At 63.6% G+C, this 1,231-nt stretch carries 1 protein-coding gene; it reads left to right on the forward strand.

Annotated features, from left to right (window positions below; genetic code table 11):
* The first annotated feature begins 150 nt into the window (after nt 1-150).
* Nucleotides 151-1,128, forward strand: a complete 978-nt coding sequence (locus tag Q9R30_RS19285; RefSeq protein WP_311218597.1) for a hypothetical protein — start codon at nt 151-153, stop codon at nt 1,126-1,128.
* Nucleotides 1,129-1,231: the final 103 nt, after the last annotated feature.

Here is a 1,231-nt window from a genome sequence, read left to right on the forward strand (position 1 = left end):
ACGCGCGCCCTTGACAGCCGGTCCAGCACTTAGGAATATCAAAGTGCCGGTGGGTCCGGCTTCTTCCTTGGGGAGCTGACCTCCGGATCGGCCTCTCCAGGGGGTTATCGGATGCAGTCAGCACGCCGTCGCCGCAGGCTCTTTCGTAGTGTGGCTGCGATTGCCGCGGCAGTCCTGGCGGTCTCCACGGCCGGCTGCACCGGCCCTCCGGAACCCCCCGGGCCTCCCAACGGGTTTGCGCCCCCTGCACCTGATGTCCGGATCGCTGCCGTCGGCGACATGAACGACGCAGGGAACACCGACCCTGACAGCCCGTCCGGCCGGAACGCTGCTGCGATTACCCGACTCGTGCAGGACAACCAGATCGACGCGTTCCTGGGCCTCGGTGATTTCCAGTACGACACCGCCTATTGCGACGACTATGTGAACTACTGGGCGACCCTGTGGCGTGGCACGATGCCCAAGTTGTACTGGGTTTCGGCCCCCAACCATGACTGGGAACCCGGCCGCAATGAGGACCTCGACAACTTCATGAACGGCCAGTGCCCGGAGGCTCCGGAAAAGGCTGCGATCAACGAGGAGCGTGGACGCATCGAGAACGGGGAGGCGTACTCGAAGGACTTCGGGAACTGGCACTTCGCGTTCCTGTCCTCAGCGCACTGGCGGTACAACCCCGCACAGGCCCGGGCGATAACACGATGGCTGGACAAGGACCTCGCCGCTGCGAAGGCGGCTGGGAAGCACCTGGCGGTGGTGCACCACGAGCCCTACTTCACGTCGAACACGTCCGAGCACAACCGGGCTGCTGACCACAAGCCGTGGATCGACGTGATGTGGAAGCATCGGGTGCGCCTGACCCTGTCAGGGTCACAGCACAACTACGAGCGGTCATGCCCGGTGAACAATAGGGACGAATGCGTCGACGACGGGATGACGGCATTCCAGGTTTCCACTGGCGGTATTGGGCTCCGCCCCTTCACCAGCAGTCCGCGGTATATCGAGAACCGGTTCAGCGACACCCACGGGTTCCTTCGGCTGACGCTGCGCCATGACGGTTCCTTCGACTGGAACTTCATTGCAACACGGGGGCCGGGCACGGACTCGGGCACGCGTTCCGCACCCAAATAAGGGCCACCGTGTGCGCCCGATTCATCAAGCTCGCTAACTAGCTGATGGCGGTCATGATGTTCCAGCCGTCGCCGACTTTGATGCGCCAGCCGAAGAGGCCGTT

This window comes from Arthrobacter sp. AB6, from assembly GCF_031844545.1.
In the GTDB taxonomy this organism is placed as follows: domain Bacteria; phylum Actinomycetota; class Actinomycetes; order Actinomycetales; family Micrococcaceae; genus Arthrobacter.